Annotated in this window: 11 protein-coding genes; 6 read left to right on the plus strand and 5 right to left on the minus strand. The window is 71.6% G+C overall.

All coding sequences use genetic code 11. The features are described 5' to 3' along the window. Window positions 1–173: 173 nt before the first annotated feature. Window positions 174–2,684, plus strand: coding sequence for a hypothetical protein (locus VKA29_RS34605; protein ID WP_324790012.1), 2,511 nt, complete (start codon window positions 174–176; stop codon window positions 2,682–2,684). 320 nt (window positions 2,685–3,004) lie between these two features. Further along, window positions 3,005–3,961, plus strand: a complete 957-nt coding sequence (locus tag VKA29_RS34610) for a Bro-N domain-containing protein (RefSeq protein WP_324790013.1) — start codon at window positions 3,005–3,007, stop codon at window positions 3,959–3,961. Between the two features lie 92 nt (window positions 3,962–4,053). On the opposite strand, the gene VKA29_RS34615 is transcribed toward VKA29_RS34610, so the two are convergent. From VKA29_RS34615 to pdhA, 3 genes are read right to left on the minus strand one after another with little or no spacing between them, the layout of a single operon-like run. Further along, window positions 4,054–5,475: a dihydrolipoamide acetyltransferase family protein gene (locus VKA29_RS34615; protein WP_324790014.1), complete on the minus strand. Its 1,422-nt coding sequence runs from the start codon at window positions 5,473–5,475 to the stop codon at window positions 4,054–4,056. A gap of 10 nt (window positions 5,476–5,485) precedes the next feature. Then, window positions 5,486–6,466, minus strand: a complete 981-nt coding sequence (locus VKA29_RS34620; protein ID WP_324790015.1) for an alpha-ketoacid dehydrogenase subunit beta — start codon at window positions 6,464–6,466, stop codon at window positions 5,486–5,488. Window position 6,467: 1 nt separating this feature from the next. Continuing rightward, complete coding sequence (gene pdhA / locus VKA29_RS34625; RefSeq protein WP_324790016.1) at window positions 6,468–7,670, minus strand: pyruvate dehydrogenase (acetyl-transferring) E1 component subunit alpha; 1,203 nt, start codon at window positions 7,668–7,670, stop codon at window positions 6,468–6,470. A gap of 624 nt (window positions 7,671–8,294) precedes the next feature. Here pdhA and VKA29_RS34630 point away from each other — a divergent pair. Further along, a complete protein-coding gene (locus VKA29_RS34630; protein WP_324790231.1) occupies window positions 8,295–9,302 on the plus strand; it encodes a phosphotransferase in 1,008 nt (335 codons plus the stop codon). Window positions 9,303–9,469: 167 nt separating this feature from the next. On the opposite strand, the gene VKA29_RS34635 is transcribed toward VKA29_RS34630, so the two are convergent. Continuing rightward, window positions 9,470–11,023 (minus strand): protein kinase domain-containing protein, encoded by a 1,554-nt coding sequence (locus tag VKA29_RS34635; RefSeq protein ID WP_324790017.1) that lies wholly within the window; start codon window positions 11,021–11,023, stop codon window positions 9,470–9,472. Between the two features lie 334 nt (window positions 11,024–11,357). Between VKA29_RS34635 and VKA29_RS34640 the strand changes: the two genes are divergently transcribed. Continuing rightward, complete coding sequence (locus VKA29_RS34640) at window positions 11,358–12,980, plus strand: protein kinase domain-containing protein (RefSeq protein WP_324790018.1); 1,623 nt, start codon at window positions 11,358–11,360, stop codon at window positions 12,978–12,980. Window positions 12,981–13,092: 112 nt separating this feature from the next. Here VKA29_RS34640 and VKA29_RS34645 read toward each other — a convergent pair whose 3' ends face one another. Continuing rightward, window positions 13,093–13,635, minus strand: coding sequence for a bacterial proteasome activator family protein (locus VKA29_RS34645; protein ID WP_324790019.1), 543 nt, complete (start codon window positions 13,633–13,635; stop codon window positions 13,093–13,095). Window positions 13,636–13,793: 158 nt separating this feature from the next. Between VKA29_RS34645 and VKA29_RS34650 the strand changes: the two genes are divergently transcribed. Together VKA29_RS34650 and VKA29_RS34655 are read left to right on the plus strand one after the other, a co-directional pair. Beyond that, window positions 13,794–14,252 (plus strand): hypothetical protein, encoded by a 459-nt coding sequence (locus VKA29_RS34650; protein WP_324790020.1) that lies wholly within the window; start codon window positions 13,794–13,796, stop codon window positions 14,250–14,252. An 89-nt stretch (window positions 14,253–14,341) separates the two neighbouring features. Then, entirely contained in the window at window positions 14,342–15,109 is a 768-nt protein-coding gene (locus VKA29_RS34655) for a hypothetical protein (protein WP_324790021.1), read from the plus strand. The last annotated feature ends 61 nt before the right edge of the window (window positions 15,110–15,170 follow it).

A 15,170-nucleotide genomic window follows, 5' to 3' on the forward strand; every position in this document is an offset into this window, starting at 1 on the left:
GTGGCAATAATCGAACGGAGGCTCGCACTCCGCCTTGGGGTGGGCAGATCGACTCCTGTGGTGGACAGGCCGGGGGTTGATCTTCGAGGGGAAGGGACAGGGACGATCTGATGTCCGAATTCTTGGGTGGGCGGTTCCGAAGGCCCGCTGGGGTGGCAGTGAGCGGGGCGTTGGTGACGGCTTCGGTGCTGCTCGCGCCCATGGCGAGCGCCACGGACGCGGAACCCGGCACGGTGGGCGTGGTCTCCGCGGTACCGGGTCCGGCCCACCGCCTGGCGTCCAGCGCCGAGCTGGGGGACGGTGGCCGTGTCGAGCTCGTCGACGGGCGGAACGTCCGGGTCACGGCGGATCCGGAAAGCTCCGGGGGCCGCCCGGCCCGCTACACGATCGCCGCCACGAACGGCACGCTCTCCGTACGACCGACGACGAAGTCCGCGGCGGACCGAACGACCGCCAGGCTTCCGCTGACAGCGACGGACACCCGCACCGGCACCACCCTCAGCGGTCTCACCACGCAGAGCGCCACCGCGTCGACGTACACGGTGAAACTGAGCATCACGAACGCCGACGTCATTTCGAAGCTCTTCTACGTCTGGAACCGCAAGACCTGGACGTCGTACGCCGTCAACAGCGACACGGCGGGCGGCACCTCGAGCGTGAAGCTGCCGCCGGGCGACTACTTCTCGGTGGCGTTGCACAGCGACTGGATGAAGCCGAGCTACCTGCTCACCCGGACCTTCACCGTCGGTTCGGCCGCCACCACGGTCACCTTCGACCAGCGCGCGGCCAAGGAGACCGCGATCCGTACCGATGACACCGGCGCCGCCCGGGAGTCCTCCGCCGTGTGGATCGCCGTCCCGGGTGGCGGCCTGGCGGGCTTCGCCGGTGCGGGGCCCGACAAGGTGTACGTCACCCCGTTCTCGGTGCCCGGTGTCTCGCTGCGTCTGCACGAGGTGCTCGGCAAGAAGGGCGCGTCCGCGAGCGTCCCCAGCACCTACCGATACGACCTCACGCACAGCTTCGACAGCACGGTGCCCACCTCGCCCGTCAAGACGGTCCGCACCTCCGACCTGGCGAAGACGGTCACGAAGGTCGACGCCCCGGGCACCCGCACCACCGCGCTCCTGCAGAGCGCCCCTTCCCTCGGCGAGTGGACGGGCGTGTTCATCGGCTCCTCGGTGCCGACCGCCGGTTCCGTCACCGAGTACGCCACCCCCGGCATCACCTACAACCGCATCCTGGACTACGGCCCCAGCGACCTGAGGCTGAACCTCCCCGACCGCACCCTGCCCGCCGGGACCAGTGCGGGCGAGGTACTCGGTGCTGCCCCGCTCCAGCCGGTGCGCGGCCAGTGGGGCGGCTCACAGCGGTCCCTCGACAAGATGTCGCTGCGCGAGCCGGACACCTTCGGTGACACCGCGGGCCACCCGGCCAACGACCTCCGCGCGACCTACGCCTACAAGCTGACGTCCGACGGCGTCACCTACGCGCAGGCCTCGGGCCTCGACAGCTTCCACGGGCTGACGTCTTCGAGCCTGCCGTCGTCCGAGCGGACGTACACCCTCGACCAGACGGTGCACCGCCGTGTCCCGTACTCCCGGCTGTCCACGGACGTCCACAACGAGTGGACCTTCCGTTCGGGCTATGCGAGCCGCATGGAGCTCCCGCTGATCGACACTCAGTTGAAGGTCTCGGGGCTCGACGGCCTGGGTCGTGCGGCGGTCGGGACGGTACGGGTCGACGCGAGCGCGAGCACCCGCAACACGGCGACCGAGGTGAACACCCGGGTCACCGGTCTCGCCTACTCCACCGACGACGGCGCGAACTGGACCGACCTGACCGTCGCGGCCGACGGCTCCGCCACGCTGGACGTACCCGCCACCGCCTCCTTCATCACCCTGCGCGTCACCGCCGCCGACGACCAGGGAGGCAGCCTCCGCCGCACCATCGTGCGGGCGTTCGGGGGCCCGGCCCCGCAGAGCGACGAGGCGGTGGGCGCTACCCGCATCTCGAACATCGTGGTGAACGGCGGAAAGCCGGTCGAGCTGACCGACCAGCCGCTCCAGGAGTTCACGGCGAAGTTCACCGCGACCGACCCGTCGGGGATCGCGAGCGGCGACATGTACCTCTACCGGGGCTCGTACACCACCCCCGACGCCGTCCTCTACGGCGCGTGGCCGGCGACCTGCACCAAGGTCGACGCGACCACGTCCACCTGCGAGGCGCAGTTCGCGTACATCCAGCCGCGCTGGACCCTGGGCCGCAACGCCTTCGCCGGTGTCTGGAAGGCCGCCGCCTGGGCCGAGGCCGCGGACGGCACCGGGTACGTCGACCTGCACGCCGCCAAGTCGGCGTCCGTGGTGCGCGACGCGAGGGTGACGGCGAACGCGTCCCCCGAGCCGGTGGCCAAGGGCAAGACGCTCACCATCACGGGCAAGCTCTCCCGCGCGGGCTGGGAGACGCTCGGCGGGTATCACGGATACGCCGGGCAGAAGGTGAAGCTGCAGTTCAGAAAGACCGGGGCGTCCGGGTACACGACCGTCAAAACGATCTCCACCAGCAGCACGGGAGGTCTGAACACCACGGTGACGGCGTCGACGGACGGCTACTGGCGATACGTCTTCACCGGCACGTCCACCACAGCGGCCGCCACCTCCCCCGGCGACTTCGTCGACGTCCGCTGACCCCAGCCACCCTGCCGGCCCCCCGGGTCCCACCCGGGGGGCCGTCCATGTGCCGGTCGACAGCAGAAGGCCCCGGTCTCCGACCCGGTGGGGTTGTCGGTTGTCGGTTGTCGGTTGTCGAGCAGAGATACCGGCTGTCCTGACCGTGCTGGCGGAGGTGCTCACCGACAGCGGCAGGATAAGGCAGTTGAGGTTATGCGCACTCAACTGCCTTATATGCAAGCAGAAGAGGCGATATTCGCTCGCAATCGTGAACATCCTGGCTTTGGCTGGCATATTCGATTTGCTCCGCTTTACGTTCCGCGGCGGAGGTGGTTCACGTGATCGAACCCAGCAAGCGACACGACTCTGTCGAACGACACGAGGCGATCGACGTCAGCGACTTCGTCTACGCGGCGACCGGAGCCCGGGTGCGCCGGCTGACCATGCCGGACGGGACCCACTGGTTCCCGGCGGTGGATGTGTGCAAGGAACTCGGGTACACCACGACCCGTAAGGCACTGACGGACCACGTCCCGGCGGACCATCGAGAGAGTCTCGAGACAGTGACTGGAAGTCACTCTCTCAGCATTCCCGCAGGTAGGGAGTGGCGTCGAGACTTGCAACTCATCGATCTGCAGGGTCTGATCCGCCTCGTCCAGGCCTGCACGAAACCGTCTTGCGAGCCCTTCAAGCAGTGGGCCGCCGAGGTGATCGAGACAGTGCAGCGGGAGGGCTCCTACGCCCTTGAGGAGGCGGAGGTGCAGCCCGCCGATCCGGGTGCCCCGGTCGTGTATGCCATGCCGGACCAGGTCGCGGAGGCCATCGTCCGTCTGGAGGCGCACAACCTTCAGTTGGACGAGGAGCTTGCGAACGCACAGCAGGAATCGCTCACCCTGCAGAGGGAGGTGCTGGCGACGCAGAAGGCCACGCTTGCCGTGCAGCAGGCCATGGTCCGGGCGATGGAGCGGATCGCGGACCGGCTCGACGGTCTCGTGCTCGAACGTCGGGCTCATGGCGGGCGCCTCGCGGTGCCGCCAACCACGGAGTCCGTGCTGGCCGACTGGCGGCACCGGCTGTCCGTGACGGAGGACGTGTGGACGGTGGCTGTGGTGATCGCCCCGGTCCTCGTCGAACAGGGTGAACTCCGCGAGCCGCTGGAAGCGGTCGCGGCTCGTACGGGGCTTCCGGTGCGTCGCGTCAACGAGTGCCTCCGGCTGCTGCAGAAGCACGCCTGCATCCGCTCGCAGGGCGGTACGGAGGACGGGGTGCCGGTGTACGTGCTCAACCAGGGCTGACAGCACCTGAGGAGAAAAAGACGGAGGGGGCGGTCGCAAGCTGAAGTTGCGGCCGTCCCCTCCGGGCCTCTGAGGCTATCGCGTGATGTCCGTCACGCCCAAGTCATCAGCCGCTTGGGCTGTTCCAGGATCGCGGCCACGTCGGCCAGGACCTTGGAGCCGAGTTCGCCGTCCACCAGGCGGTGGTCGAAGCTCAGGGCGAGGGTGGTGACCTGGCGAGGCTTCACCTTGCCCTTGTGGACCCATGGCTGGAGCTTGATCGCGCCGACCGCGAGGATCGCGGACTCGCCGGGGTTGAGCAGCGGCGTGCCGGTATCGACGCCGAAGACGCCGACGTTGGTGATGGTCACCGTGCCGCCCTGCATGGCTCCCGGGGACGTCTTGCCCTCGCGGGCCGTGGCCACCAGGTCGCCCAGGGCCTCGGCCAGCTGCGGCAGCGTCTTGGCGTGGGCGTCCTTGATGTTCGGGACGATCAGGCCGCGCGGGGTCGCCGCCGCGATGCCCAGGTTGACGTAGTGCTTGAGGACGATCTCCTGGTTCGCCTCGTCCCAGGACGCGTTGATGTCCGGGTTGCGCCGGATGGCGACCAGCAGGGCTTTGGCGATCAGCAGCAGGGGGTTCACGCGCAGGCCCGCGAACTCCTTGTCCTGCTTGAGCTCCTCGACCAGCCGCATGGTGCGGGTCACGTCCACCGTCACGAACTCGGTGACGTGCGGGGCGGTGAACGCCGAGCCGACCATCGCCGCCGCCGTGGCCTTGCGGACCCCCTTGACCGGGACGCGGGTCTCGCGGGCCGTGTCGTACACCGGGGCGGGGGCGGGCGTGGGGGCGGCGGGCGCCTCCACGGCCGGCTCGGGCGCCTCGGTCCGCGCCGCGACCGCCGCGTGCACGTCCTCGCGCGTGATGATGCCGTCCGGGCCGGACGGGGTGACCGTCGCCAGGTCGACGCCCAGGTCCTTGGCCAGCTTGCGCACCGGCGGCTTGGCCAGCGGGCGCTCCTGCGGCGGCGCCACGGGCGCCGCCGCGGGAGCCGTCCCGTGGCCGTTCAGCCCCGCCGGAGCCGCGGGCGCGGGCACCGCGGGGGCTGCGGGCGCGGGTACGGGCGTCGCGGTCTCCGGGCCCTTGCGCGGACGGCGCCGGGTGGAGGACGTCGCCACCCCGTAGCCCACCAGGACCGGCTGACGGCCCTGCGGCTTCGGCTCCTCCTGCCGCTCCGGCGCGGCGGGGGCGGCCGGGGCGGCGACGGCGGTGCCCCCCGACACGTCCACCGCGATGATCGACGTGCCCACGTCCACCGTGGTGCCCTCGGGGAAGTGCAGCTCGCGGACCACACCGTCGTAGGGGATGGGCAGTTCGACGGCCGCCTTGGCGGTCTCGACCTCGCACACCACCTGGCCGTCGGTGACCGTGTCGCCGGGCTGGACGTACCACTTGAGGATCTCGGCCTCGGTGAGCCCCTCGCCCACGTCCGGCATCTTGAACTCGCGTACGGACGCTTCCGTCATCGTCGTCACGACCTTCTCCTCAGTACGCCAGGGCGCGGTCGACGGCGTCGAGCACCCGGTCCAGGCCCGGCAGGTACTCCTCCTCCAGGCGGGCCGGCGGGTACGGGGCGTGGTAGCCGCCGACCCGCAGGACCGGCGCCTCCAGGTGGTAGAAGCAGCGCTCCGTGATGCGGGCGGCGATCTCCGCGCCCGAGCCGAAGAACACCGGCGCCTCGTGGACCACCACCAGGCGGCGCGTCTTCTCCACCGAGGCCTGGATCGAGTCGAAGTCGAGCGGGGAGACCGAGCGCAGGTCCAGGACCTCCAGGGACCTGCCCTCCTCGGCGGCCGCGTCGGCGACCTCCTGGCACAGCTTCACCATCGGGCCGTAGGCGACCAGGGTGAGGTCGGTGCCCTCGCGGACGACCTGGGCCCGGTGCAGCGGGCCGGGGATCGCCTCGGTGTTGACCTCGGCCTTGTCCCAGTAGCGCCGCTTCGGCTCGAAGAAGATCACCGGGTCGTCGCTCTGGATGGCCTGCTGCATCATCCAGTACGCGTCGGAGGCGTTGGAGGGGGAGACCACCTTCAGGCCCGCCACGTGCGCGAACAGCGACTCCGGGGACTCCGAGTGGTGCTCGACCGCGCCGATGCCGCCGCCGTAGGGGATGCGGATGACGACCGGCATCTTGACCTTGCCCAGCGAGCGCGCGTGCATCTTCGCGAGCTGCGTGACGATCTGGTCGTAGGCCGGGAAGACGAAGCCGTCGAACTGGATCTCCACCACCGGGCGGTAGCCGCGCAGCGCGAGACCGATCGCCGTGCCGACGATGCCGGACTCGGCGAGGGGGGTGTCGATGACGCGGCTCTCGCCGAAGTCCTTCTGCAGGCCGTCCGTCACCCGGAACACGCCGCCGAGCTTGCCGACGTCCTCGCCCATGACCAGGACCTTGGGGTCGGACTCCAGGGCGCGGCGCAGCGACTCGTTGATCGCCTTGGCCAGGGCCATCTTCTCCGCAGCCATGTCAGACCCCCTCTCCCGCGGCGAAGCCGCTTTCGGACTCGTCCGCGAACGACGCCTGGTAGGCGGCGAACTGCGCTCGCTCCTCGTCGACGAGCGCGTGCCCGTCCGCGTACACGTTCTCGAAGATGGCGAAACGGTCCGGGTCAGGCATGGCGCGGACCGCTTCGCGCACTCGCCTGCCCAACGTCTCGCTCTCGGTCTCGAGTTCCGCGAAGAATCCCTCGTCCGCGTGGTTTGCGGCCTCCAGGTAGCGGCGGAGCCGCAGGATCGGGTCCTTCGCCTCCCAGGACTGCCGCTCCTCGTCGCCCCGGTAGCGGGTCGGGTCGTCGGAGGTGGTGTGCGCGCCCATGCGGTACGTGTACGCCTCGACCAGCGTCGGGCCCTCGCCGGCCCGGGCGCGCTCCAGCGCCCACCGGGTGACCGCCAGGCAGGCGAGGACGTCGTTGCCGTCGACGCGGACGCCGGGGAAGCCGTAGCCCTGCGCGCGCTGGTACAGCGGCACGCGGGTCTGCTTCTCGGTCGGTTCGGAGATCGCCCACTGGTTGTTCTGGCAGAAGAACACCACGGGGGCGTTGTAGACCGCGGAGAAGGTGAAGGACTCCGCGACGTCGCCCTGGCTGGAGGCGCCGTCGCCGAAGTACGCGATGACGGCCGAGTCCGCGCCGTCCTTGGCGACGCCCATCGCGTACCCGGTCGCGTGCAGCGTCTGGGAGCCGATGACGATCGTGTACAGGTGGAAGTTGTTGCCGTTCGGGTCCCAGCCGCCGTTGTTCACGCCGCGGAACATGCCGAGCAGGTTGGTCGGGTCGACCCCGCGGCACCAGGCGACGCCGTGCTCGCGGTAGGTCGGGAAGACGTAGTCGTCGTCGCGCAGCGCCCGGCCGGAGCCGATCTGGGCGGCCTCCTGGCCGAGCAGCGAGGCCCACAGGCCCAGCTCGCCCTGCCGTTGCAGTGCGGTGGCCTCGGCGTCGAAGCGGCGGGTGAGCACCATGTCGCGGTACAGGCCGCGCAGCTCCTCGGGGGTGACGCCGACGACGTACTGGTCGTACTCGGCGTTCTCGACGCGCTCGCCCTCGGGCGTCAGCAGCTGTACGAGTCCGGGCTCGGTGCCCGGCGACTTACGGCCGGTCGTTCGCTTGCCGGCCGTGCTTTTGGTACCGGCGCTGCGTCGCGGCTTGCGCGCGGCAGTGCTCTCCACGGTCACGTGTGCTCCTCCGTCGGTCCGGCTCCCGGGTTCGCCGGGTGCCTGGGTGTCCCCCCAGCTCCGTTCAGGAGCCCGGGGAAGCGGCTCGCCTGCCGTCCCACGGGCGCACAGGGTGGGTGGCTCGTTGGGGACAGGCGTGACAGGTGCCCCGGCGAGCGCCCTGCAAGAGGCACGTTACCCAGTGCCCCACACTTCTGTGAAACACCTCCTGACCTGCGATTTTGCTTGGATTTCCAAGTAAATCGCGTCAGCCGGGAACAGTCGCTGGTCACAGCCTTGCAGGGGGCCGGAACAACGGCACGTTATCCCGGTGACCCAGGTCACGGGAAGAGTCCACCGCTACGGAGGCGGTTCGTCACGCGGGCGCGGCGCGGTTCGTCAGGTGCGCGGGTCAGGACACCGGCCGGGGCACTCGTCAGGACAGGCGTGCGGGCAGGCGTCAGGGCGGCGTCAGGACACGTGCCGGCACACGCGTCGGGTGCGTGACGGGTGCGCGCCGGGTGCGTGACGCCCACTTCGAGTACTCTTCGTGATCGAATGCGACAGTCTGTGACAATACGCAGTTCACAGGCTCGGCCGGTGCCCTAGCATCGGGGCGTGCCGCGCTCCTCCGTACCACCCCAGGTGCCTCACGCGCCCCCGTTGGGCCCGTTGCTGCGCCAGTTCGCGGCCGGTTCGGCCCTCGCCTGCGAGCCCGTCGACCAAGGCCTGCTCAACCGGGGTTACCGCCTGCGCACCACTCTCGGCCGGTACTTCCTCAAGCACCACTTCGACCCCGAGACGGCCGACCCGGCCGCCATCGCACGCCGGCACCGCGCCACCCAGCGCCTGGCCGACCTGGGTGTCCCGGTGGCGCCCGCGCTGGCCGGCCGGGACGGGCGCACGGTCGCCGTCGTCGGCGGCCACGCGTACGCCCTGCACCCGTGGATCGAGGGACGCCACCGGCACGGCGGGCAGCTCGGCACCGGGCAGTGCGGACGGCTGGGCGCGCTGCTGGGCCGGGTGCACGCCGGACTGGAGCACGTAATGCAACCGGCGTACCGGCGGGCGCGCGCCGAGCCGGCCGAGAGCGCCGACCCCGCCGACACCTTCAGCCTCATCGACGAGCTGCTCGCCCGGGTGCGCCGTCACCACCCCGCCGACGCCTTCGACGAACTGGCCCGCCACCGCCTGCTGGAGCGGCGCGCGCTGCTGGAGCGGCACGCGGACCGGCGTCCGCCGCGCGGCGCCTCGGTGGGCTGGGTGCACGGCGACTTCCATCCGTTCAACCTGCTCTACCGGGGCGACGCGCCCGCCGCGATCGTCGACTGGGACCGGCTGGGCCTGCGGCCCCGCGCCGAGGAGGCCGTACGCGCCGCCGCGATCTTCTTCGTGCAGCCCGCCGGGACGCTCGACCTGCCGAAGGTGCGGGCCTACGCGCGCGCGTACCGGCGCGCGGCCGGCGCCACACCGTCCCAGCTCGCCGCGGCCGTGCACCGCGTGTGGTGGGAGCGCCTGAACGACTTCTGGATGCTGCGCTGGCACTACGAACGCGGCGACACCCGCGCCGACCTCCAGTTCCCGGCGGCCTCGGCACTGGCGGTGTGGTGGACGCGGGAGTACGACGCGGTGTGCGGGGCGTTCGCGGACTGAGACGGCCTGCTGAGACGGCCGGCTGAAGCGGCTGCCCGAAACGGCGGGCTGCACCGGGCGGGCGGACAAATACGCGGGCCGCCCGGCATCAGGGCAGGCGCGGACACGCGTGCGGGGAGCCGTGGGACGGCTCCCCGCACGCGTGAAAGGCGGTCCGCCGGGCCGGGTCAGTTCCCGCCCAGGCCGTCGGTGATGCCGGCCGTCGGCTCCGTCGGCTGCGACGGCTGGGACGCCGTGTCGCTCGGCTGCTGCGTCGGCGCCTGGGACGTCGGCTCGCTGGTGGGCTCGTTCGTCGGCTGCTGCGTGTAGCTCGGCGACGGCGTGTACGAGGGCGAGTACGACGGCGTCCAGCTCGAGCCGGAGTTGTCGCCGGAGCTGTCGCCCGTGGCCGTGTCCGTCGCCTGGTCGCTCGCCTGGTCGCTCGGCGTCTCGCTGGCCGTGCCGTCCTCGGTGGACTTCGTCGCGGTCGGCGACTGGGTCGTGTCCGGGCCTCCGCCGCCCGAGCCGGTCTTCTGCATCGCCAGCGCGACGCCCGCCGCGATGGCGATCACCGCGAGGACGGCGAGGATCCACAGCTTGCCGCGGCCGCTGCCCCGGTTGCCGTGCCCCTCGAAGCCGCCGTCGTCCCCGCCGCCGTACCCGGCGGGCAGGATCGGCTGCGGGATCTGGGTCGTGCCGGGGGCGTCGCCGGGGTGCGGCAGCACCTGGGTGCCGGCGAAACCGGCGGCCGGGGTGTGCCGGCCCTCGTGCATGTCGACCGGGCCGGTGTTCCAGGTGCCGGTGTGGCTGCCCTGGTCGTACAGCATCTGCAGCCCGTACTGGACGAGCCCGCGCATCTCCTCGGCCGTCTGGAAACGGTCGTCCGGCTCCTTGGCCAGCGCACGCATGACCAGGCCGTCGAGCTCCGGAGGCGAGGCGTCGGACACCTCCGACGGCGGTGTCGGGATGTCCTGCACGTGCTGGTAGACCACCGACAGCGGCGTCTCGCCGGTGAAGGGGGGCCGCAGCGCGAGGAGTTCGTAGAGCAGGCAGCCCGTCGCGTACAGGTCGGAGCGGTGGTCGACGGCCTTGCCGAGCGCCTGCTCCGGGGAGAGGTACTGCGGGGTGCCCATGACCATGCCGGTCTGCGTCATCGTCGTCGACGCGCCGTGCAGGGCGCGGGCGATGCCGAAGTCCATCACCTTCACGGCGCCGTTGTTGGTGATGATGACGTTGGCCGGCTTGATGTCGCGGTGCACGATGCCGTGCTGGTGCGAGTAGGCCAGCGCCTCCAGCACGCCGGAGACGATGATCAGGGCCTGCTCGGGACCGGGCGCCTCGGCGTTGAGCAGCAGGTCGCGGATGGTGCGGCCCTCGACCAGCTCCATGACGATGTACGGCACGCTCTGGCCGCCCACGACGTCCTCGCCGGAGTCGTACACGGCGACGATCGCGTGGTGGTTGAGCCCGGCCACCGACTGTGCCTCGCGGGTGAAACGGGCCTTGGAGACCGGGTCCTCGGCGAGGTCGGCGCGCAGCAGCTTGACCGCGACGGTCCGCCCGAGGCGCACGTCCTCGGCGGCGAACACCTCTGCCATGCCGCCCCGGCCGAGTCTGTGGGTCAGCCGGTACCGGCCGTCCCCGACAAGCCCGCCGTTGCCCCACATCTCCGGCGCGTCCGACATACCGCCGCCAGTCGCCTCGGGGTCGGACGGGCCCTGGGCGCGCTGCTGCTGTGCCATCAGTCCTCGCCGTCGTTTCTGCCCGCGGTGCGCGCGGTGTTGTCACGGTCTCCGTCGGCCACGCTACAGCCTCCGCGCAACCCGCCGATCCGGGAAGGGTGGCGGAACCGGCACGGGACGGACCGGCCATGAAACCGTCATCGTCCTCGGTCGTGCAAATCCCGTGTACCGGCCGTACAGCCTCTGTAACGCTCCCGCGACGCTTCATTCGCGTACGGTCACGGAACGGGCACCGAGCTTGACGTGTCACTGCCCTGGGGCAGACTTGGCCGGGAATGGCACTTTCGATCAATGATGGTCACTGCGCCTGAGGTCTAGTGGGGGACACGGAGACATGAGCCAGCAGGACGGCGCACACGGGCGGTATACGGGGCGGGCGCTCGCCGGTGGCCGGTATCAGCTGCGTGACTTGCTCGGCGAGGGCGGCATGGCCTCGGTGCACCTGGCGTACGACGCCGTGCTGGACCGGCAGGTCGCGATCAAGACCCTGCACACCGAACTGGGCCGGGAACAGGCCTTCCGCGAGCGTTTCCGCCGCGAGGCCCAGGCCGTGGCGAAGCTCACGCACACCAACATCGTCTCCGTCTTCGACACCGGCGAGGACGAGCTCGACGGTATGACGACGCCGTACATCGTCATGGAGTACATCGAGGGCCGCCCGCTGGGCTCGGTCCTCGACGAGGACGTACGGCAGCTCGGCGCGATGCCCGCGGACAAGGCGCTGAAGATCACCGCGGACGTGCTCGCGGCGCTGGAGATCAGCCACGAGATGGGGCTGGTCCACCGGGACATCAAGCCGGGCAACGTGATGATGACCAAGCGCGGCGTCGTGAAGGTGATGGACTTCGGCATCGCCCGCGCCATGCAGTCCGGCGTCACCTCGATGACGCAGACCGGCATGGTCGTCGGCACCCCGCAGTACCTCTCGCCCGAACAGGCCCTCGGCCGTGGCGTGGACGCCCGCTCCGACCTGTACTCGGTCGGCATCATGCTGTTCCAGCTGGTCACCGGGCGGCTGCCGTTCGACGCCGACTCGCCGCTGGCCATCGCGTACGCGCACGTGCAGGAGGAGCCGGTGGCTCCTTCGTCCGTCAACCGCTCGCTGCCGCCCGCGGTGGACGCGCTGGTCGCCCGCGCGCTGAAGAAGAACCCGAACGAGCGCTTCCCGAGCGCCGAGTCGATGCGCGACGAGTGCCTGCGGGTGGCCTCCTCCGTCCAGGGCGCCCCGCCGAGCATCGTCCCCGGCGCGCCCACCGCGAGCGGCGCCGGCGTCGGCTCCGCGGTGTTCCCGCCGGTCGACCGGTCGACCCCGGCGCCGACCGGGCCCGTGCAGACGCCGTACCAGCCGACGCCGAACCCGTACAGCACGCCCACCCCGTCGCCGGCCTACGGCTACCCGCAGCAGGGCGGCTACCAGACGCCGGCGCCGTCCGGGTACGCGCCGCAGACCCAGCCCCAGTACCAGCCGGCGCCGCAGCACCACACGCCCGCCCCCGCGGGCGGCGGCAGGAGCAACAAGCCGGTGGTCATCGGCTCGGTCGTCGTCTCCCTGGTGGCCGTCGGCGGCCTGCTCATCGCCCTGGCCACCCAGGGCGGCGGCAGCGACAGCAAGGGCAAGGACGGCGGCAGCAGCGCGAGCCCGACGGTGGCGAGGGCGGCGGGCTACACCGGACCGGACACCTCGAAGACGATCGACTCCACCGAGTGCACCGAACCGCAGGAGTCGTACAACGACCCGGACAAGATCGAGCTGCCCGACTTCCGGTTCAAGTACATCAAGTCGGTCAAGGAGTGCCTGCAGGCCGCCGGCTGGGAGCTCAAGGTCAACAACGTGGACGAGAACACCTACGGCGAGGGGGCGGTCATGAAGCAGTTCCCCGCCGCCGGCACGGACGTCGACCCCACGGACATGCCGCAGATCCAGCTCGACGTCTCCACGGGCAACCCGCCGTCCTGAGCCGTCTCCCGCGTCCCGTCCGTCCGGGCGGACGTGCGAAGGGCCCGGCGGCCGCGCGGGATGCTGCATCCCGCGCGGCCGCCGGGCCCTTGTGTCGTCTGTCGGCCGAGATCTACAGGTACGGTCCTCCCGAACGGCCACCGGCTCGCGGGTCGTCGCCGCCCATCTCGTGGGCCACGCCCGGCGGCAGCGCCCGCCGCATCTGCTCCAGCTGGGCCCGCGCCGCCATCTGCTGCGCGAACAGGGTGGTCTGGATGCCGTGGAAGAGGCCCTCCAGCCAGCCGACCAACTGGGCCTGCGCGATCCGCAGTTCCGCGTCGCTGGGGGTCTTCTCGTCCGTGAACGGCAGGGAGAGCCGCTCCAGTTCCTCCACGAGTTCCGGCGCCAGCCCGTCCTCCAGCTCCTTCACCGAGCTGGCGTGGATCTCCTTCAGCCGGACCCGGCTCGCCTCGTCCAGCGGTGCCGCGCGCACCTCCTCCAGCAACTGCTTGATCATGCTGCCGATCCGCATCACCTTGGCCGGCTGCTCGACCTGCTCCGTCACCGGAGTCTCGCGGGAGTCCTCGTCTCCTCCGCCGCCGATCGCCATGCCGTCCTGGCCCACGACCAGGATCTGGGGATTCTCGGGCGACCTTTCGTTCCTCGGCATCTCCATGCCGCCATTGTCTCGCACCCCTGCATCTCATCACCGTGCCGCCCCCACCGTGGGCCGATCGCCGTTTCGCGCCGCGGAAGTTCTGCGTCACTCTCCCGCCTCCGCCGTCTCTCTCCCGCCTCCGCCGCTCTGGTCAGCCGCAGCACCCGGGCCTCGCAGTGGTCGAGCCGGCGGACCTCGGCCTCCGCGTCGCAGATGCGCTGCTCCGGCACGAGCAGCCGGGCGATCCGGTCCGGTCCGGTCCGCCCGGCGCCCCGGACAGCACCTCGGCCCGCCGGCCCGCCGGCCCGCTGCCGCACGTGCTCGTGCAGCGCCTGGGTGACGTGCCGGCGCTGCGCCTCGACGACCTCCCGGACGTCGGCACAGGGCGCACCGACCGCCAGGGCCGGCTTGACGCCCAGTTCGTCGCGCGGCGGGCTCGCCCGCTCCACCGGCCGCGCGAACCAGGCCCGCAGTTCGGCGCGCCCCGCCTCGGTCAGCGCGTACAGCACGTGCCCCGCCTCGTCCACGCCCTCCTGTACGACCGCCCCGTCCCGCTCCAGCCGGGCCGACGCGGTGCACACCTGCCCGATGCCGAGTGGCGGGGGCCGCGTTCCAGGAGCGCGGGCAGTCCGTGACGTGTCGGCGTAACCGGATTGTGCAGCGCCATCAGCACTTTGGCGGAAGCAGAAATGCCGGGATCGGGCAGCAGGGTGAGGGTGGTGGCGTGACTCCATGGCTACGTGTGGTGCGGACGACGGGACTGGCGGGCGCCGGCGTGCTCCTCCTGTGCGGGGGCGCGCTGCCGGGCGAGGGCGTCTCGTCGTACGGCAGCGTTCCGCCGGGCGGCCGTGTCTCGTCGTACGGCAGCGTCTCGCCGGGCGACGACGGGCGGGCGCCTGCCGTGGGTGCCTCGGCCGGTGCCTCGGCCGGTGCTCCGGTCGGTGCCTCCGCCGCTGCGGGGCCGGGGCGGTGGGAGCGGGACGACCACCGGACCGACCGTGGCGAGGCAGCGTCCACGGCGGTGGGTGAGTCGTCCGAGGAGACGTCGCCGACGTACGACAGCGCCTCGTCGCACGGTCACCGGCGCACGCCTGCCGCCCGCGCCTCCGCGTCCGCCCGGCCCGAGCCGTCGCGAGCCGGGAGCCGGGCGGGTGAGGGGCGCGAGCGGCCCGGGCGCCGGTGGTGGGACGAGCAGGACGAGGAGAGCGAGGAGAACCAGGAGGACCAGGACGCCGACCGGCAGGGGGATTACCCCCGGAAGGCGTACCCCGACCAGCAGGACACCGCAGACGAGCCGGACGCCTCCGCGCCGCCCCAGGACGCCACCCCGGGCGACTCCTCGCCCACGTCGCGGTCCACACAGCAGGCCGCCTCGCACGCCGAGGCCCCCACCGAGCCCGTGCTGCGGATCCTGCCCCTGGGCAGCGGGCTGGTCCTGATCGGGCTCGGCCTGGGCCTCGCCTTCCTCGGCTTGCGGCTGCGGCGCGGCTGACCCGGGGCCGGTCCGGGGCGGGTCGTGGGCGGGTCGTGGCCTGCTCCGGGCCGTCCGGGGA

It is taken from the genome of Streptomyces sp. H51 (assembly GCF_035656535.1).
In the GTDB taxonomy this organism is placed as follows: domain Bacteria; phylum Actinomycetota; class Actinomycetes; order Streptomycetales; family Streptomycetaceae; genus Streptomyces.

Excerpts from the sequence above, each read along its gene's own strand:
- VKA29_RS34620 (WP_324790015.1), bottom strand. The coding sequence starts at position 6,466 with ATGGCTGCGGAGAAGATGGCCCTGGCCAAGGCGATCAACGAGTCGCTG.
- VKA29_RS34645 (WP_324790019.1), bottom strand. The coding sequence starts at position 13,635 with ATGGAGATGCCGAGGAACGAAAGGTCGCCCGAGAATCCCCAGATCCTG.
- VKA29_RS34635 (WP_324790017.1), bottom strand. The coding sequence starts at position 11,023 with ATGGCACAGCAGCAGCGCGCCCAGGGCCCGTCCGACCCCGAGGCGACT.
- VKA29_RS34640 (WP_324790018.1), top strand. The coding sequence starts at position 11,358 with ATGAGCCAGCAGGACGGCGCACACGGGCGGTATACGGGGCGGGCGCTC.